Annotated in this window: 14 protein-coding genes and 3 pseudogenes; 6 read left to right on the top strand and 11 right to left on the bottom strand. The window is 66.0% G+C overall.

The window, feature by feature from the left end; translation table 11 throughout:
- Positions 1-5: 5 nt before the first annotated feature.
- Positions 6-359: a hypothetical protein gene (locus ACF1BE_RS31300; RefSeq protein ID WP_392202374.1), complete on the bottom strand. Its 354-nt coding sequence runs from the start codon at positions 357-359 to the stop codon at positions 6-8.
- Between the two features lie 860 nt (positions 360-1,219).
- Between ACF1BE_RS31300 and ACF1BE_RS31295 the strand changes: the two genes are divergently transcribed.
- The gene (locus tag ACF1BE_RS31295) at positions 1,220-2,587 is read left to right on the top strand and encodes a hypothetical protein (protein ID WP_392202373.1); all 1,368 of its coding nucleotides are present in this window, start codon (positions 1,220-1,222) and stop codon (positions 2,585-2,587) included.
- A gap of 310 nt (positions 2,588-2,897) precedes the next feature.
- On the opposite strand, the gene ACF1BE_RS31290 is transcribed toward ACF1BE_RS31295, so the two are convergent.
- Positions 2,898-3,697 (bottom strand): IS5 family transposase gene (locus ACF1BE_RS31290; RefSeq protein ID WP_392202412.1). Its coding sequence is split into 2 segments (ribosomal slippage): positions 2,898-3,349 and positions 3,349-3,697, totalling 801 coding nucleotides; the frame shifts between segments, so codons are not numbered across the junction.
- Between the two features lie 36 nt (positions 3,698-3,733).
- Here ACF1BE_RS31290 and ACF1BE_RS31285 point away from each other — a divergent pair.
- Positions 3,734-4,213 (top strand): annotated as a pseudogene (locus tag ACF1BE_RS31285) (transposase family protein); the annotation flags it as partial.
- 130 nt (positions 4,214-4,343) lie between these two features.
- Here ACF1BE_RS31285 and ACF1BE_RS31280 read toward each other — a convergent pair.
- Together ACF1BE_RS31280 and ACF1BE_RS31275 are read right to left on the bottom strand one after the other, a co-directional pair.
- Positions 4,344-4,469 (bottom strand): hypothetical protein, encoded by a 126-nt coding sequence (locus ACF1BE_RS31280; protein WP_392202413.1) that lies wholly within the window; start codon positions 4,467-4,469, stop codon positions 4,344-4,346.
- A 162-nt stretch (positions 4,470-4,631) separates the two neighbouring features.
- The gene (locus ACF1BE_RS31275) at positions 4,632-5,075 is read right to left on the bottom strand and encodes a transposase family protein (RefSeq protein ID WP_392202372.1); all 444 of its coding nucleotides are present in this window, start codon (positions 5,073-5,075) and stop codon (positions 4,632-4,634) included.
- Positions 5,076-5,147: 72 nt separating this feature from the next.
- Here ACF1BE_RS31275 and ACF1BE_RS31270 point away from each other — a divergent pair, with 72 nt between their 5' ends.
- On the top strand, positions 5,148-5,534 hold the full coding sequence (locus tag ACF1BE_RS31270) for a hypothetical protein (RefSeq protein WP_392202371.1): 387 nt from the start codon (positions 5,148-5,150) through the stop codon (positions 5,532-5,534).
- Between the two features lie 37 nt (positions 5,535-5,571).
- Here ACF1BE_RS31270 and ACF1BE_RS31265 read toward each other — a convergent pair whose 3' ends face one another.
- From ACF1BE_RS31265 to ACF1BE_RS31250, 4 genes and pseudogenes are all read right to left on the bottom strand, one after another.
- Positions 5,572-7,467 carry a serine/threonine-protein kinase gene (locus ACF1BE_RS31265; protein ID WP_392202370.1) on the bottom strand — a complete coding sequence of 632 codons (1,896 nt, stop codon included), beginning with the start codon at positions 7,465-7,467 and terminating at the stop codon, positions 5,572-5,574.
- A gap of 368 nt (positions 7,468-7,835) precedes the next feature.
- Positions 7,836-9,656, bottom strand: a pseudogene (locus tag ACF1BE_RS31260) (ATP-binding cassette domain-containing protein); the annotation flags it as partial.
- Between the two features lie 15 nt (positions 9,657-9,671).
- Positions 9,672-10,480 (bottom strand): IS5 family transposase gene (locus tag ACF1BE_RS31255; protein ID WP_392202369.1). Its coding sequence is split into 2 segments (ribosomal slippage): positions 9,672-10,160 and positions 10,163-10,480, totalling 807 coding nucleotides; the frame shifts between segments, so codons are not numbered across the junction.
- Positions 10,481-10,665: 185 nt separating this feature from the next.
- A complete protein-coding gene (locus tag ACF1BE_RS31250; RefSeq protein ID WP_392202368.1) occupies positions 10,666-11,100 on the bottom strand; it encodes an Rrf2 family transcriptional regulator in 435 nt (144 codons plus the stop codon).
- Between the two features lie 123 nt (positions 11,101-11,223).
- On the opposite strand from ACF1BE_RS31250, the gene ACF1BE_RS31245 reads away from it, so the two are divergent.
- Positions 11,224-11,973 (top strand): SDR family NAD(P)-dependent oxidoreductase, encoded by a 750-nt coding sequence (locus ACF1BE_RS31245; protein WP_086741804.1) that lies wholly within the window; start codon positions 11,224-11,226, stop codon positions 11,971-11,973.
- Here ACF1BE_RS31245 and ACF1BE_RS31240 read toward each other — a convergent pair.
- The 3 genes and pseudogenes from ACF1BE_RS31240 to ACF1BE_RS31230 all read right to left on the bottom strand — a co-directional run bounded on the left by ACF1BE_RS31240 (position 11,961) and on the right by ACF1BE_RS31230 (position 13,658).
- Positions 11,961-12,623: an FHA domain-containing protein gene (locus tag ACF1BE_RS31240; protein ID WP_392202367.1), complete on the bottom strand. Its 663-nt coding sequence runs from the start codon at positions 12,621-12,623 to the stop codon at positions 11,961-11,963. The genes ACF1BE_RS31245 and ACF1BE_RS31240 overlap by 13 nt on opposite strands.
- A 35-nt stretch (positions 12,624-12,658) precedes the next feature.
- Positions 12,659-13,185: pseudogene (locus ACF1BE_RS31235) on the bottom strand (transposase).
- Positions 13,182-13,658: a winged helix-turn-helix domain-containing protein gene (locus tag ACF1BE_RS31230; protein WP_392202366.1), complete on the bottom strand. Its 477-nt coding sequence runs from the start codon at positions 13,656-13,658 to the stop codon at positions 13,182-13,184. The pseudogene ACF1BE_RS31235 and the gene ACF1BE_RS31230 overlap by 4 nt, the downstream one beginning before the upstream one ends.
- 657 nt (positions 13,659-14,315) lie before the next feature.
- Between ACF1BE_RS31230 and ACF1BE_RS31225 the strand changes: the two genes are divergently transcribed.
- Both ACF1BE_RS31225 and ACF1BE_RS31220 read left to right on the top strand, forming a co-directional pair.
- Positions 14,316-16,739 (top strand): SdrD B-like domain-containing protein, encoded by a 2,424-nt coding sequence (locus ACF1BE_RS31225; RefSeq protein ID WP_392202365.1) that lies wholly within the window; start codon positions 14,316-14,318, stop codon positions 16,737-16,739.
- A 300-nt stretch (positions 16,740-17,039) separates the two neighbouring features.
- Complete coding sequence (locus ACF1BE_RS31220; RefSeq protein ID WP_392202411.1) at positions 17,040-17,720, top strand: hypothetical protein; 681 nt, start codon at positions 17,040-17,042, stop codon at positions 17,718-17,720.
- Positions 17,721-17,723 lie beyond the last annotated feature (3 nt).

The following is a 17,723-nucleotide window of genomic DNA, read 5'->3' as shown; positions in this document are numbered from 1 at the left end:
TCAGGTCAGCGCGAGACCGTGCCCGGATTGACCCTGAACTTGGCCAGGCCCATCGTGCCCGGGCACATGACCGTTCCTGAGGCCTTCCAGTTCACGTCCTCGGCCAGGTCGGCCCGCTGGAAGGGCCCCACGAACGACTGCGCCTGGGCCGCCTTGCCCGTGCCCATCCGGAAGCCGTTGCCCGTGATCTCCTCGCCGCCGGCCACCTGCACCGCGTCGAGCAGATTCGCACAGAACTGCGCCATATCGGGCTCGGTTACCTTGCAAGCCTCCAGCATCTCGTCGCGCAGGAAATAGAGCGACCCGTCCTCGCCGCGGATAATCGTGCCGCCTACGTTGTTACTCTTGTTGTCGGCCATTCCGTGTCCCTCCTGATCGGCGGATCCGTCTCACGAACGGTCCACATGTAGACACCTCTACGCATTCCACGGGCATATGTCCGTTTAGCGGGGCTGTCCGGGTGGCAGGGCGGCTCAGACCCGACAACCAAGCCCCGCCCATGAGAAGACGGTTCCCCCCTCGCGACCGTCCGCGGGCGTGGCGTTCACGCGCCGGGCCGCGCGCCCACCTTCGTGCCGAGGCACATCGAGACACCCCGTCGCTGGGCCAGCGCCGGTCGCCTCCATGATGCCGATCATGGCCCAGCGGATCATGGTCTCGGCATGGGCGGGATGGTGCGCATAGTGGCGGGCCAGGCGACGGTGAGTGGTCAGCCAGGAGAAGGTCCGCTCGATCGCCCACCACTTGGGCTGGACCTGGACACTCCACTGACCGGGGTCCTGCGGACGATCTCTAGTTCGCGTTCAGTTGATCGAGATGACTGGAAGGCTTATCCGGAGGAAGATATCTTCAAAGCCGGTCAGCGGAGCTATGGGTCAGGCACTAGAAGATTGCTGATTCAACCGAAGGATCCCCAGCCAGCAGACGAAGGCTGCCAGCATGCCCGACTTTGGGATTCCCTGCACGCCGAAAGCGGTGCACCATGACATTGGATTGGCGCGAGAGGCCAGCGGTCTCACCGAATAGTGGATTTTTCATCCAACTACGGACTGGCGAGACAGGAAACTTCGAAGTCGTCATTCCCTGGCCCGACGGCGGCCTGGCTCATTATTGGCGAAACAACGAATCCCCGGCTCTGGTGTGGCATGGTCCGACAATCTTCGCACAAGGCACCCGATACATCGGAGCGTCGCTGATCGAGTCAGACAACGTAGCATTCATGAGTGATCCGCGGAACAACCTTGAAGTGGCCGCTACCAGGGAAGACGGTGTGGTCGAGCATTGGTCGCGCGAGAACGGGGGAGCACTTGTCTGGTCAAACTTCGGAACAGTGCTGACCGGTGCGGCTGGAGCAGCGGGCATCTCATATTCCGGTGCAGAGTTCGCCGAAGGCGTTTTAGGCATAGACCTTGAGTCGCACCTGGAAAACGAATTCTATATCGTGGCGCCACTGGCCGGTGGCGGATTTGTAATGCTGAAGCGCAAGAACCCGGCAAGTGGAAATACCGCTGTACCGTCATGGAGTCGAATTTCCGGTCCTGGTTCGAACGAGACATTCGGGGGCACTATTCTCGTCGACCGTAACTTTGTGGGAGCGGGACTTGCTCACACAACGCTATACAACCCAACCGGACAGGCCAGCTGGAAGGAGATGCGCGAAAATTGGACTCCCCTGGTGGGCCGTGGTCAAGTAATGATCACGACCGTCTCGGATCAGGGCGCACTTCACATTTACACCTGGGCCAGGGTTACTTTCTCCGCGGGTGTGGACTTTCTAGCCGACGGCAATTGGGGGTGGAATGAGGGTCTCACGATCACCCAGCCCACCGAATTCGGGCATGTGCTACGCCCATTTCGCGGCAGGCCCTGCCTTCTGCAGGGCGACTATGACCTCAACGAAGATGACTGGCTCCCGTTCGATTCCGTCCATTACGGAAATTTGGAGCTAGTAGCTCCCGCAAAAGATGGTGGAATCCTCCATTTCTGGAGAGATAACGGCGATGTAGGGGACTCGCGAAAGCTTCAGGATGGCTGGAATTACGGTGGAAAGATAGGGGCGGCGATATACGATGAGGTTTCGCTCCTCCAGAGCAACTTCGGCGATGCGGAGCACGGCCCTCTGGAAATGGTGGCACGGCATCACGGACAGAAAGGTTTCGACTTTTTCTGGCGTGACGATTCCATGACCTGGCATGGTCCGACTGATGTCAGCACAGCGGAAGGTCCGACGGGTACTATCACCCAGCCCCTGTCACCCCTCTCGTCGGATGACAGTATCAGAGCGCTTCGATCAATCAATGTCGATTTCAGTGTGCCGCGTGACGAGCTCAAGCAGTGGCTCGAAGATCCGCAATTCACCCCATACCCCGCAATTGCGTCGGCCCTGTTCGGGCTCATGGGAGGCAGGAAGCTAAAGGGGCCGATATTCATCGACGTCATCGTCTTCAACTACGAAAATACGCCTGGCGTCATATCTCCGCGCGCAGCGCCTGACGTCCGTATTGACATCCTGAAGAAGGCCATTCTTAAGGGTTACAACGTCAGGCACGGAACCAGTGAAACGACCTTCGACACGCTCCTAGTGTGACAAGGGGCGGACGCTGATGGGCTCCTCGACGCCAAGTTCCTTCACGGAGGCGATCAGCTTGGTGCCTGGCTAACGAGCTCGTGCACGGTAGGCGGTGAGGCGTCAAGCTTCTGATCGTCGATCATGGTCATGTGGTGGGGAACGCGTCTCGTGCAGCGATCATCAGCGACCGGAGGATCACGGGGCTGTCGGCCAACGTGATCGCTGAACTCGTCGCAGAGCTGGGCCCGGTGTGGCACGAACGACACCAGGCCGAGCTTGCGTCCCGGCCGCGGAAGCGTGCTGTGGGCGCGAGGGCTAAGAGGCCATCTCATTTGGCGAGCCTGCGGTAGCAGATCAGAGTGCATGCCAGGCTCGTGAAGGCGAGGAAGTGCTCGGCTTTGCGCTCGTAGCGACGATGGAGACGACGGCATCCGGCGAGCCAGGCCATCGTGCGTTCGATGGTCCAGCGGTGCCGGCCGAGCCGCTGCGAGGCCTCGACTCCCTTGCGGGCTATGCGGTGCCGGATGCCCCGCTGGGATAACCATCGCCGCAGGTGGGAGTAGTCGTATCCCTTGTCGGCGTGCAGTTTGCCGGGCTTGCGTCGACGGGGACCTCGCCGGGATCGGATCGGCGGTATGCCCTTCACGAGCGGGATCAGGGCCTGGCTGTCGTGGACGTTGGCACCGGAGATGCCTACAGACAGGGGCAGACCGGTCCGCTCAGTGATCAGGTGGATCTTCGAGCCGTACTTGCCCCGGTCGACAGGATTCGGACCCGTCAACTCCCCTTTTTCAGGGCCCGCATGTTCACCGAGTCGATCGCACAGCGAGACCAGTCCAAGTTGCCGCGGGACCCGAGTTCGTCGAGGACCAGGCGGTGCAGCTTGGCCCACACGCGAGTCTTCGTCCACTCGGTGAACCGGCGGTGCGCTGTCGCTCCGGACGGTCCGAACGACGACTTCGGCAACTGCTGCCACGTGCAGCCCGACGTCGCCACGAACACGATCGCCGCCAGCACCTCACGGTCGCCGTGCCGGCGTCGGCCGCCACCTTGAGGCCGCGATGGCGCCTCCGGCACGACCCGCTGGAACAGTTCCCACAGCTCGTCCGGCACTAGCCGCTCAATGATCCCCACCACAGCCGACAGCCTACTCAGCCAAATGAGATGCCCTCTAAGCACCGGTTGGTGTTCGTCGACCGGCTCCTGGCCACGCTCGTGCACCTCCGGCATGCCACCACGCACGACGTGCTCGCCTGCTGGTTCGGGGTCGACCGCTCCACCATCACTCGGGCCATCGGAGAGATGCGGCCCATGCTCGCCGAGCGAGGGTGCACCGTCAGCCCGGGGGTGCGGCTGCGGACTCTGGCCGAGGTCATCGACCACCTCGGTGCCGACAGGAAGACCGGCATCATCGACGGCACCGAGATCCGGGTCCGCCGGCCGGCCGCCGGACGCAAGGACCGGGACAAGTTCATCTCCGGCAAGAACAAGCGGAACGCGGTCAAGACCATGGTCGTCACGGACGGGGGCGGCCGCGTGCTCTTCTGCAGTGCGACCAAGCCCGGCAGCTGCGCGGACATTACCCACGCCCGCCAGTTAGGGCTGGTCAAGCTCCTGGCCGACGGACCCGCGGTGGAGATCCTCGCCGACGCCGGCTACCAAGGCTTGGGCGCCCAGACCGGCGGCCGGGTAATCACACCAGCACCGCAAGTTCAAGAAGAATGCCCCGGACTGGTACGAGGAGATACACGCACGACAGCGCAAAGCCCACTCCTCACGCCGCATCCGCGTCGAGCACGGCATCGCCCACCTGAAAAACTGGCGGGCCCTGGCCCGCCACCTCGGCCGCCGCGAGCACATGAGCGACACCGTTCAGGCCGTCGCCGGACTGCTGTCCCACCAACAGACCGCGGACCTGACATCGGCACGGCAGAGGTGAACACCAAGCCCCGCCGACATCCTCGACACCTTCCTGCCTACCGTGCACGAGCTCGTAAGAGGTGTCCCGTAAATGATCTCTGAATCGCCTTGGGCAGGGCTGGCCGCCGTATGGCCCGCTGATCTATCCGGCGAGGGCGAGGTTGTACATTCGGGCTATGCCAAGCATGGCGTGGTGGACGCCGTCGCCTTTGAGGCGGCAGTCGCGGAGGATCTTCCAGGCCCGGGTGGGGACCAGGGTGCCGTCCACGATGAGCACGGTGTCCTTGGCGAACCGCTTGCGGGGCTGAAGGGCGATCATCGGCCCCAGGTGGTCGATGATCCGGTCCGCCGCGGACTTCGAGACCCCGAACAGCGGGGCGAGCTGCCGCATGGTCAGGTTCATGCGCCAGTAGGCCGCGACCAGCAGGGCACGGTCCTCCAGGGGAAGGCTCCACGGCCGGCCCTTGCGAACGGCGTCCGCACCCTGGCGCCGCAGAAGGGTCACCAGCTTCCCGAACTGCCTCGGGCTCAGCCCGCTGAACGGGGTTATCCAGGACAGTTCCGACGCCGTGATCACACCAGCCACAACAAGATCATCTCAGTTGCAGACGCTGCCCCATGTCCTCGATCCTGTGTGTTCGGCAAGCGGGGAGGGCACATGGGGCTGATTCTTTTCCCAGGCGACGGAGACAACAGCAGTCCGGATGTCTCCTGGTCCTACAGCGGCTTTGCCGCGTTCCGGCGGCGTCTGGCCGAGACCGAAGGGGTCGTTCTCTCCGAGATGCGGGGCTTCGACGGCGAGCGCCCGTGGAGCGAGGAGGTGTCCACCGCTCTGAAGCCACTCCTCGATCATCCGGATGACGGCGGTGACGACCTCTCGCCTGCCGAGTGCGCGTCGATGCTGGTCCGGCTGGAGGCGATCAAGGACGAGTGGGCACGGGAGGACAGTGACCAGCTCCTCCAGCAGCACATCGAGGACGCCCGCCAGCTGACGGACGTCCTGCGGCTCTGCATCGAGAAGGACGTCCCGCTGGCGTTCCTCTGAGGCCCAGCAACCACGGAACGCTCTTACGGGACAGCCCTTACCTCGAGGGCTGGGTTGACGGCGGTGAAGTGACGACACTGAAGGTGAGCGGCTTGCCGTCTGTTGAGACCACGTCACATTGTATGTAACGGAAACCTGCCTTCCAGTCTTCCTCGGCGGGTGTAGACCCATTGATGCTGTAATTTCCGTGCGCGTAGGTGGAACCGTATTTATTCTGGCAGAGAATGTCTTCTTTCGTGGTGGCTGACTTGTATGTCATTCCGTTGGGTGCTCTGACGAATCCGACAGTCTGCCCGTCGTGTGTAGTGCCGCATTGAGTTAGGATCGCGTTTGAATTTATATTTCTCCAGCAGTCGCCGATTGTCGTGATGCTAATGTCGTCAGGCTGGCCAAACTTACGGAATTGGCTAACGTTGTCCGCGAGTGGCACTGTTTTGTTGAAGATCAGGCAGACAGTGTTTTGGACGCCGTGGTACCAGCCTTGTTTGCTGGGTGGGATTGCGTACGAACGGGCATCGGCCATCGCGCCCACTGTCTCTGCCAGCAGCATTTTGCATCTGCTGTCGCCGCCCTTCTGTGCGTCGTCTAGAGAGCTCGAGGGATCGTAATTGAGTACCTGCCCGTCGTGAGGGCCGGTGCAATTAGTGATTCCCAGATATGGCAGCCCATTGAATTTTTCCGAGGTCCAGGAAGCGTTGACACAGACGCCTAGGTTCAGTTCGTCATTGAGCCCGACGGCCTCTCCGTACGGCATCACGCGGCCGCTCGGGGTCGTCCTGGGCGAGGGTCTGTGTGGACCGTTAAGACCTGTCACCACTGCCCAGGTTCCGCCTCCTGTGAGCAGGAGTCCAGCGGCGGTGAGGGGAATGATGCGGCGTTTCGTGGAAGTTTTCTGTTGACCAGGTGCGCGATGGGGCAGGCGGGGCTCCCACCTGTGGCTCCGGGTTTTCTTCGGAGTTCCGGGACTGTGCGATCGTTGTGGGCCTGGCTTCGGGGTGGGGGGCTGTGGGCGCGATGATGGCTTGACGGGCTGTGTGATAGTTACCTTTTGCGATCGCGGGCTTTCGGCGGTGAGTTTGGTGAGCAAGTAGGTTGCGGTGTCGGTGTCCAGTCTTTGAGCTGGGTCTTTGGCCAAAAGGCTGAGGAGGACGCTGGTCAGGTTGCCAGCGCGGCGGGGTGGTGTGGGTTCCTCGGTGAGGAGCGCGGTGAGGGTGGCGGCGTAGGAGCCGCGGTCGAAAGGGCTCTGGCCTTCAGCGGCGTAATAGAGGGTTGCACCGAGTGAGAACAGGTCCGATGCGGGAGTTGGTTCTGCGCCGCGGGCACGCTCCGGGGCCAGGTAGCCAGGGGTTCCCACGATGCCGGAGGCGGTGGTGAGGCGTGGTTCGTCGACGTCTTGTTTGACTGAGATGCCGTAGTCGCCGAGCAGTACACGGCCGAATGCTGTGTCGTGGGGTTCTTGGGGCGTGGTGCTGGTCAGCAGGACATTAGAGGGTTTGACGTCTCTGTGCAGGATGCCCAATTGATGACCTGCGGCGAGGGCGTCGAGCAGTGCTAGGCCCATCCTGGCAGTGTCGGCTGGTGGTAGTGGCCCGTCGTCGCGGACGACCGCTTCAAGGTCTCGGGCACCGGGCACGTATTCCATGACGAGCCATGGCAGGCCGTGGTCGATGACGCTGTCATAGACCGTGACCACGTGGGGGTTCCCGCGGAGGCGGGCGGCATGCCGTGCCTCGCTGCGGGCTCTGGCGATGCGTGCGTTCAGCGCCGGTTCTGGAAGCTCCGGCGGCACGGCGATTTCCTTGAGGGCGACGTCGCATGCGAGCTCCTGGTCGTGGGCGAGCCAGACACGGCCCATGCCGCCGGCTCCCAAGCTGCGCAGCAGCCGGTAGCGTCCGGCGATCACTCGGCCGGCGGCGTCACTTGTTCCCACCATGCCACCCTTCCGTCTCGTTCGACCCCAGGGAAAGCGCAACCGGTGGTCTGGAGTGCTGCGGGCCTTCGCGACCGGGTCCTGACAAGCTTTCGGCAGGGTGTCGGCTATCCGAGCTTCGTGCAGACGGTGCAGCAGCCTGGTCGGGCAGGTTCAGTGGCCGGGCATGTTCTACGCGAAGGCTCGGGCATCTGGAGACATGACTATCCATGTGATCGTTCGGAACGGCTGGAGCACGCCGTACGGAGGAAGGCATTCACGCGTCCGGCGGCCGCCCGCTCGGTCAGGTGGCGCTGTCCTCCAGGGCACGCGGCCCCTCGTAGGCAGTGCCCCAGCCAGAGGCAAGCCAGCAATCGCCGTCAAACCTTCTCTTACTTCCTCATCGTGGCAGGCTCCTGCTGCCGCAGCAGACGGCCCACCGTGATGGCGAAGACGACCGCGAGCAGCATGCCCATGTTCCGCAGCCACACGGCAGAAGAGTGCTAGAAAAGCGGATCGGTGAACTTCTGGTCGCCCGGGATGAGCGAGCCGAGCTGTACCGTTCCCGCGATCGCGGCGAATCCCCACCGGGAGGGTGCCAGCCACGCCAGGTACTCGACCACAGGCGTACTGCCCAGCGACATGAAGCCGCCGCATAACACCAGTTGGACGACTACGAGGAACACAAGCAGGGGCATGATCACCTCCTCGTTGCGCACGAGCTCGGAAACGAGGAGGCCGAGCAGCATAGCCGTGAAGGCCAGCAGCATGACGGCCAGCGTGACTTCCGCCAGCGGAGGCATGAGGGCTCCGTGGCCCCCCGGCGCGCGCAGATCGACGCCGAGGAGAGCCACCAGCGTGAGTACGGCGGCCTGGATGACCGTGATGACTCCGAGCACGAAAATCTTAGACACCACATACGCCGATCGGGAGAGACCGACGGCTCGCTCCCGCTGGTAGATCACACGTTCCTTAACCAGCTCGCGCACCCCGTTGGCGGCCCCCGTCATTACTGCGCCGATGCACAGAAGGAGCGGCGCATTCAACGCGTTACCGGGCGCCAGCCGACTGCCGACACCAAGCCGGGTCATGAAGCCCATAAGGATCGGGAGCGCGATCATCACATCCCGGAAGATCCGGTCGGAACTGAGAACGGCGGCGTATCGCCGCACCAGCGTCCCCAACTGCGCTCCCCAGCTCTGGCGCCGTGGAGAGGGGCCCGCCAGGTTCGGCTCGGGCCGGCACACGGGCGACTGCATGTTCAGACTCGTGATGTACCGCTGGTTCTGGGGCGAGCACCGGTATTCCTGCGCCCACGCTCGGGCGCTGTCCGCCTCGAATGCCTCGAATGCCTCCGGCCAGTCGTCGAAGCCGAAGAAGGGCAGGGCTTCCTCCGGAGGCCCGTAGTAGGCGACCTCGTCCCCCGGCGCCAGTACGAGCAATCGGTCACACAGTTTGAGGCTGAGCACGCTGTGCGTGACGACGATGACCGTGCGTCCGCCGTCGGCGAGGTCGCGCAGCATGCGCATCACGGAGCGGTCCATGCCGGGGTCGAGCCCCGAGGTGGGCTCGTCCAAGAAGAGCAGGGACGGCTTGGTTAGCAGCTCAAGCGCCACACTGACGCGTTTGCGCTGGCCGCCGGAGAGGCTGTGAATCGGCTGCTCGGCGCGCGCCTGAAGGCCCAGCTCCCGGGTGACCTCATCCACCCGGGCCTCCCGCTCTGCCAAGGCTGTGTCCTGTGGAAACCGCAATTCGGCCGCGTAACTGAGGGCACGGCGCACGGTGAGTTGCGTGTGCAGGATGTCGTCCTGCGGGACCAGTCCAAGGCGCTGACGGAGCTCTGCGTAGTCACGGTAGAGATCGCGCCCGTCATACAGCACGGCGCCTTGGTCGGCCGGCCGCAGACCGGTAAGCGCGTTGAGAAGGGTAGATTTTCCGGCGCCGCTGAGGCCCACGATCGCCAGCAGGCATTTGTGACTGACAGGAAAGGACACCTCGTCCAGGAGCACGCGGTCGGTATCGACGACGACCGTGAGATTCTGCACGTCGAGGGCGATCTCGCCGGTGTCGACGTACTCCTGGAGGTCGTTGCCGACGATACAGAACGCAGAGTGACCGATACCTATGATGTCGCCCTGGGTAACCAGAGCGCGGTCAACAGGCTGGCCATTGAGGAAGGTGCCATTGTGGCTGCCGAGATCGGCAATCTCATAGAGCTCGTAACACGATCATGGGTGGGCCTTCTTGAGGCGTCTCCAGCAGATGAGGCTGCAGGCCAACGAGACGAAGGCGTTGTGGAGTTCGGTTCGGCGTTCCCAACGGACGGCAAGGCGTTTGAACTGGTGGAGCAGGGCGAGGGTCTGCTCCACGACGTAACGGAGTTTGCCCAGGCCCTTGATGTTCGGGGCGCCCTTGCGGGAGATGACCGGCAGGATCCGCCGCTTGCGCAACTTTCGGCGGGCGGGGTTGGAGTCGTAGCCCTTGTCACCGAGGAGCGAGTCGGGGCGGCGGCGTGGCCGCCCGGGCCGTCCGGCCACGGGCGGGATGCCATCGACCAGGGGGAGGGTCTGGGTGACGTCGTTGACGTTGGCCGCGGTGGTGATGACCTTGAGCGGGGTGCCGCGTCCGTCGCAGATCAGGTGGTGTTTGCTGCCCGTCTTGCGGCGGTCGACCGGCGACGGACCGGTGTCGGCGCCCCCTTTTTCGCGCGGATGTGGGAGCCGTCCACGCACGCGCGGGACCAATCGAGTTCGCCGGCTGCGTTCAGCTCGGCGAGCAGGATGCGGTGCAGTTGGTCGAAGACTCCGGCCTGCTGCCAGCGGTCCAGGCGCCGCCAGCAGGTCTGTCCCGAGCCGAATCCCAGCTCTAGCGGCAGGAGTTGCCAGGCTATGTCGTTGTAGAGGACGTACAGGATGCCCTGCAGACACAGCCGGTCCGGTACCGGCCGTGGGCCCGGCGACTTCTCTGGCCAGGGCGGCAGCAGCGGCTCGATCAGCGCCCACAAGTCATCGTCCACGATCCATGGCCGGGTGCTCACATCCTCCCGAACGGCGGAATCGTCACATCGGTCACGCCGGACAAGGGCACTACAACAAGATCAAGTTACGAGCTCGTAGGACACGGTCTGATACCGCAACGGTCTTCGGCGTGACTGGTTGCCAGGCTGTTCGCCGGCCTGGGCATGGATGGGGATCTTGGTGATGTCAGGGCGTAACGGGGAGGCTAGCGAGGTGCCGCGAGTACGTCCCGGAGTACGTTCGCGAGCGTGACGCGGGCCAGCTCGTTTCTCAGGGTCTTCTCGATGCCCTCGTAGATGCTCTGCATCGCCGGCTGGATGCCGTGACCCACCACGCATCCCTGATCCGGGGTGGTGCGGTGCATTGCGAACAGCGGGCCGGGTTCCACTGCCTCGTACACGTCGAGCAGGGTCATCGACTCCAGCTCGCGTGCCAACGACCAGCCCGCGCCCACGCCCCGCCGGGACTCCACGAGCCCGGCCCTGCGTAGCTCGCCGAGCAGCCGTCTGATCACCACTGGGTTGGTGTTCGCGCTGGTCGCGATCTGCTCGGAGGTGGCGACCTCATGGCCCTGGCGCTGGTAGAGGCCGATCCAGGCCAGCGCGTGGGCGGCGATGGTCAGCCTGCTGTTGGCGCTCATGGACTCCTCCTCTCGGCCGCAACGCTTCATGTTACGGCAGTCGTAACAGTGAAGGTTGCAACAGCCTGTCGTAACAATTAACGTTGCGACTGCCGGGAAGGGTCAATCAACGAGGTGAGAAGAATGAGCAAGCCACTCACGGGCAAAGTCGCCCTGGTCACCGGGGGGTCGCGCGGACTGGGAGCCGCGACCGTACGACTGCTGGCCGAGCAGGGCGCCGACGTCGCCTTCACCTACGTCAGCTCCGAGAAACAGGCGCAGGCCGTCGTCGACGAGGTGCACGGCAAGGGAGCCAAGGCCGTCGCCTTCCAGTCGGACCAGGCGGACACGAGCCGGGCGCCGGCGCTGATCGACGACGTGGTCGCGCACTTCGGCGGCCTGGACATCCTCGTCAACAACGCGGCGATCTCCGTGGCTGGCACGGTGGACGACCCGGATGCCGACACCGCCGCACTGGACCGGATGCACGCCACCAACTACCTCGGCGTGATCGCCGTCATCCGGGCCGCCTCCCGAGTGCTGCGCGCGGGCGGCCGCATCATCACAGTGAGTTCCGGACTAGGCTCCCGGGTCGGCGCCCCCGGCCTTGCCGACTACTCGGCGACCAAGTCCGGGATCGAGAGGTACACCATGGGCGTCGCACGCGACCTCGGGCCCCGGAACATCACGGCCAACGTCGTGGAGGCCGGACTGATGGAGGGCGGCATGCAACCGCCGGACCCCGAGACCCTCAAGGCCCTGGTCAGCTCGCTGTCCCTGCAACGCATGGGGCACCCCGACGAAATCGCCGCGGCGATCGCCTTCCTGGCGAGCCCCGCCGCGTCGTACGTCACGGGCGCAGTGCTGGACGCCCACGGCGGCTACAACGCCTGAACCCGAACCCCTGCCGCGCGCTCCGAAGGACATCGCGCCTTCGGAGCGCGCACCGCCAACGACCCGCGTGTGCGTGAACACACCTCAAGAAGCCCGGATCGTGATCGTGTTATGAGCTCATAGGTGCCATCATTGTGCGCACGCAACTCGGCATGCCGGCGTGAGACGACCAGATCGTCGATAACGAGGTCGTTTTCGCTGCTGCGGCCGATGCGCACGGTCCGTGCGGGCATAGGCTGGACAGTAGTCGGTTCGCGGAAAGTCCCCGTTGCGGCGGGCATGAGCACCCCCGAAGGACCCTCCGGCGAGTAGCCCGTCATGCCAGAGCGCGGCCGGGCGGTGACGACCATGCGTGGTCCGTCGTCAATGTTGTCGAGGCGGATGACGTTGCCCGGCCAGAGAACCGCCGTGTGGACTTGGCGTCGGTTGGCGAAGGTGCCGTTCTTGCTGCCCTGGTCCTCGATAGTCCAGCGGCCCGCCCTGGCACGCAGCAATGCGTGATGCCAGGAAACGCGTGCATCGTCGAGAACGACATCGCTAAGCGGGTCCCGGCCGACAAGGTATTCCCGACCCGGACTGAGCACCGTCGTACCTGTGTCGGTTTCGAGGAGGAGTTCGGGCGCGTTCGCCGCGCCGGGCCGCTCTCCCATACCGGAACCCTACTGAGCTTGCATGCGTGATGTCGTCATGGTGGCTGGCGTAGGAGGCCGGTGCAGGTGAGGCAGCCGTCGAGGACGTCGTGGCGGTATTGGAGCTGGCGGGGGCCGCGTCGGACGGCAGTGATCAGGTCGCCGGGGTCGGCGAAGGCGCGGTTGGCCACGGTGGTGCGTCGTAGGACGGACCAGATGCCCTCGACCGGGTTGAGGTCGGGTGCGTAGGGCGGCAGTTGGAAGACAGTGAGCCAGTCCCGGTCGGCGATGTAGCGGCGCATGCTGGCGGTGAGGTGGGTGTTCAGATTGTCCCAGACCAGCACGATGGGGCCGCCAAGCTGCTGGTGGGCGGTCTGGATCAGGTCGCGGTAGTCCCTCCAAGAGAAGCTTTTGCGGCCATCGGGCCGGGCGTCCGGGCAGGGCCGGTAGATCAGCCGTGAGGGTTCGCCGGTCTTGTAGCAGGTCAGGGCGGCCACCGATAAGCGTCGGCGGGAGCGGCCGTGCACGCGGACCACGGGGTGTGGCCGCGGCGGGACCAGGTGCGGGTGGTCGGCGGCGTCATCGAGAAGCCGGCCTCGTCCTCGAAGACGAGCCAGGCGTCGAGCGCCGCCACGGTCCTTCCACCTGGGGCCAGGTCTCCTTCATCCAGCCGGCCACCGCCGCCTCGTCTCGCTCGATGGCACGGCGGGCGGGGACCTGGCAGGTCCAGCCATGCCGTCTGAGCAGCGCGGCGACGCCCTGGACCGTGTAGCTCTTGTGGAACCGCCGCCCGATCAGGGTCTTGATCCTCGACAGCGTCCAGGTCTGGTCGGGCCAGCCATGCGCGACCGGGCCCTTGAGCAGCTCCCGCTCGAGGGCGGCGAAGAGTTCGTCGCTGAGCAGTGGCAGCGACGCCGGCCCCTTCGAGGCCAAGGCTTTCGGCCCGCCCTGCGACCAAGCCTTGCGCCAGCGCTGTACCGACCGGACGCTGACCCGCAGGTCGTGAGCGATGACCACGTTCTCGTCACCCTGCCGGAACCGCTCGGCCGCCTCCAACCGCAACTTCTCGCGGAAGACCGCCGTTCATCGGTCAACCCGCCCCCTTGCGCATACCTCATGCAGTCGGCATACCGCAGGGATCATGGACCGTCAGCCCTACCGACACCACGCTTTGAAGGTCAGTAACTGGCCATGTAGGACACGGTCTTAGCCGGGCAACCATCACGTACGGCCTGGCGCGAGGCCCAGGTCCACGGCGTCGGGCTCGGGCACGGTGGGGGTGGTGTCGATGCGCCGCTTCAGTTCGAGGAGGCCGGCGGCGGCGAGGGGGGATAAGATGTCGCGCGCTGCTCGCGATGGCGGTCGGCGAGGTCGGGGTGGGGCGAAGGCACCGTGATTGAGCTGCAAAGACACACGACCCAGGGCGGTCCTGCCCGGGGTCGTGAACGCGCGTCGGCCTTTCCTAGCCTGCGGCGCTTACAACTCACCCGCAACATCCTCATATGATCACCATGAAGCGGTCCACGTAACAGCGGTGGGCCGTTTTTCAATTTCCTGGATGTTCGCGGCCGGCATCCGGGATTTCACGACAAGAGAAGTGTGGAGTGTGATGCCATGAACCGACTTGGCAGAGAAGCGCGCCGGTTACCCTGGAGGCTTGCGGAGCCGCCGGCGCGCATCGCGTTATCTGTTCTTCTGCTGGCGGGCGGCGCCGTGGGAGCGACGGCCGGACCGGCCTCCGCTTCGACCGACGACGGCACGCTGACGGTCGAGGTGCTGCGCGACTTCTTCGGCACCGGCGTCATCAACGCGACGATGGACGTGCCGCAACGCGGCATGAAGGTGAAGATCTCCGACCCCGCCGGACACGTCGTCGGCGGCGTCACGGACGCCACCGGAAAGGTCGTGGTGTCGCCGTCGACCGAGCTGAGCGGCGGCCGGTACCGCGTCGACGTCAGCGTCCCGGCGCCGTACAACGGCTATCTGCAGGCGGCGCCCGCGTCGACGGCGCAGAACCACTTCGACAGCTTCACGTCGTTCGTGGACGTGTCGGGCGGAAAGAACGCCTCGGTGGTGACCGGGGTGTGGGATGCAGCCGACTACGCGCTGCCGGACTCCCGGTACTTCGTGCCGGTCCACAACGGCGCCAACGGCACCGACAACCGGGCGCTGGTGGCGTTCGGGACGAACGTCCGGGGCACGTGTCCCACCGATGTGGCGTGCCCGACCACGCTGGCCACGCAGGCCCAGGTGGGCACGACGTTCGGGTTGGCGTACGACACGGCCCGGACCCGGCTGTTCCAGAGCGCGTTCGCCCGCCGGTACGCCCCGTACGGACCGCAGGGCGGGGACGCCATCTACACGGTGCCGGTCAACGGCTCGGGTGCGCCCCAGCTGTTCGCGCGGGTGCCGGACGCCGCAGTGACGCGGCACGACACCGCCAACCTGATCAAGGACCCCGGGTTCACCGACGTGCCGGGCAAGGAGAGCATCGGCGGCCTGGCCCTGTCGGAGGACGGATCCACGCTGTACGCGGTGAACCTGCGGACCCGCAGCCTGGTGAGCTTCGACGCGACAGGGGCCACCGCCGCGGCGCCCAAGTCGACGGTCCCGATCCCGGACCCGGGGTGCGCGAGCCCCGAGGACTGGCGGCCGTTCGGTCTCCAGACCCACAACAACACGCTGTACGTCGGCGGCGTGTGCAGCGCGGAGAGCACACAGCAGCGCGCGGACCTGAAAGCCTTCGTCTCCACCTACGACGGCAAGCGGTTCACCACGGTGCTGAGCCACCCGCTCACGTACGAACGCGGCAGCGTCATCGGTTCCGGTGACAAGGCCACCCACTGGAACCCGTGGAACACCAGCCTGGACACGTGGGACGACCGGCAGACGGGCAACCCCTTCATCGATCCGCAGCCGGAGCTGTCCTCCCTCGCCTTCGCCCGCGACGGCTCGATGATCCTCGGTTTCCGCGACCGGTTCATGGACGTGCTCAGTTGGGGAGGGCTGGACCCCCGCCCGGGGAACGACACCCCGGAGAACGGCATGTCCGGTGGTGACATCACCATGGTCTGCGCCACTCCCACCGGCGAATACCAGTGGGAAGGCACCGGGAGCTGCCCCAACCACGCCACCCCCGCCAACAGTGGCGGCCAGGCCGCCGATGTCGTCGAATACTTCCCGGGCGACTCCTTCGCCAGCGCGCACCACGAGACCGCGCTGGGGTCGGTGGCCTACATCCCGCAGCAGCAGTGGGTCGTCAGCACGGAGTTCGACCCGGTCGTCAACGTCGCGACCTCGGGGACCGGGTACCACAACATCACGACCGGTGAGGGCCCGGGCAACAACCCGACCGCCAACGGGTTCCAGTTCGTCAGCCGGGAACAGGGTGGGTTCGGCAAGGCCGGTGGGCTCGGTGACATCGCGTACGCGGCGGCGAACGCGCCGATCCAGATCGGCAACGTCGTGTGGTTCGACGGCGACCACAACGGGATCCAGGACCCGGGGCACGTGCTGCTGCCGGGGGCCACGATCAACCTGCTGGACGCGGACGGCAAACAGGTCGCCACGACCAGGACCAACGCCGCCGGCGAGTACTACTTCGGCGGTGTCAGCGCCGCATACCAGCTCACGCCCGGCGCGAAGTACACGGTGCAGTTCGACGTGTGCACCGCGGACACCAGCCAGGTGCCCGAGCAGCCCCCGGCGAGCGAGCTGAGGTTCACGCTCCCGCGGGCCGGCGCCAACCGTGCGCACGACTCCAATGTGACTCCGCCGACCACCGGGCCTTTGTGCAACGGCTACGCGCCCGTCACGGCGCCGGACAAGCCGGGCGGGGTCGACCACACGATCGACGCCGGGGTGTACATCCCGAAGGAGACGCCGACCCCGACCCCGACGCCGACTCCCACGCCGACACCGACTCCGTCGTCGACGCCGACGCCGCCCGGGGCCTCGACGCCGCCGTCGCCCGCGCCGTCCGCGAACCACCCGGCCCCGGCCGGTGGAGGCGGGGGTTCCCTTGCGAGCACCGGCATGTCCGGGCTGGCGGAGATGATCGGCCTCGTCGGTCTGCTGGTGGGTGCGGGCCTGGTCATCGCGTTCGTGACCCGGAACCGTCGAGCCCGGCAGCACTGAACGAACCGCACAACGGTGATCCGCCCGTCCGTGATCCGGACGGCGCGGACGGGCGGATCACGCCTCGGCCGGTCCACGAGGGCCGGCCCGGCGTGGTCCGCCACCGGAGTGCCGAGTGCCGCCGAGAGCCCGCTGCGGCCGGACGGTGTGGAGATCGAAAGGATGAAGCGGAGCGTGTCAGCGTCAAACCGCCTGCGGGGCGCGAGAATCCGGCAAGCCCCACCGGGCCGTCCGGCCGGCCGGCGCCGATGGCCGCGGTCGCGCCGGGCCGCGACCGTCATCGGCATCGTGGTCGTCGCGGTGGCCGCGTTCCTGGCCGTCGACGGTGGCTCCGGCGCCGGCGGCCGGCGCGCGCTGACGACGGAGGAGGCGAACCGGCTGGCCATCACGCGATTCCGTAACTACCAGGCGCACGGCCGCGCGGTGACGATCACCGTGCCGGGCACGGCCGGCGGGCTGACCGTCACCGGGTCCGTCGACTACCGGCGCAAGGTCGGTTACGGCGTGGTGCACGGCACCGGGCGCGACAAGTCCAGCGACGGGCTGGTCCAGTGGACGCCCACCTCGGTGCACGTCCTCCCGATGTCGGACGCCCCGGCGCACGCACCCGCGTCGCCGCCCCGTTCGGGCTGGTACGACCGTCCGCTGCTGTCGTCCGGCAGCGCGCTGGACACCTCCCTGTCCATCGTGCTCGGTCTCGGCGGCGACCGGCCGGACAACGCCGAACTGCTCCCGCAGAACGGCGCCGCCTGGTGGGGACGGGACCGGGCGCACGGCCACCGGGTGGACGTCATGACCGGACCGTCCTCCCCCGGCCGTTCCGGTACGGCGGGCAACGTGCGCTACTGGATCGGCTCCGACGGCACCATGTTCCGGGTCCGCGCCAGCGTGGGTTCGCAGCCGGAACCGGTGGTCATCGACTTCGACACCCACACGTACGTTCCGGTCGAGCCGCTGCCCGGAACCACCCCGGCCCGGTAGCCG

It is taken from the genome of Streptomyces sp. NPDC014991, assembly GCF_043080665.1.
Classification (GTDB): domain Bacteria; phylum Actinomycetota; class Actinomycetes; order Streptomycetales; family Streptomycetaceae; genus Streptomyces.
Note: the sequence above shows the minus strand (reverse complement) of the source record. Positions and strands in the feature narration are given on the sequence as shown.